The organism is Bacillus sp. CR71 (assembly GCF_003429245.1).
Taxonomy (GTDB): Bacteria; Bacillota; Bacilli; order Bacillales; family Bacillaceae_G; genus Bacillus_A; species Bacillus_A thuringiensis_S.
Genome location: NZ_CP031748.1, coordinates 4,159,569 through 4,159,801, shown reverse-complemented (window position 1 = coordinate 4,159,801; position 233 = coordinate 4,159,569). Strand labels below are relative to the sequence as shown.

Genomic DNA, 233 nt, shown 5'->3' with positions numbered 1-233 from the left:
CCCGTGTTACCTTGAACGCCTTGAGGTCCAGTGGCACCCGTGTTACCTTGAACACCTTGAGGTCCAGTGGCACCCGTGTTACCTTGAACGCCTTGAGGTCCAGTGGCACCCGTGTTACCTTGAACACCTTGAGGTCCAGTGGCACCCGTAGCACCTGTGTTACCTTGAACACCTTGAGGTCCAGTAGCACCCGTAGCACCTGTGTTACCTTGAACACCTTGAGGTCCAGTAGC

The 233-nt window shown here is 55.8% G+C and carries 1 pseudogene; it reads right to left on the bottom strand.

Going from position 1 to position 233, the window contains the following annotated elements:
• A pseudogene (locus tag DOS87_RS30345) lies at positions 1-233 on the bottom strand (collagen-like protein); the annotation flags it as partial.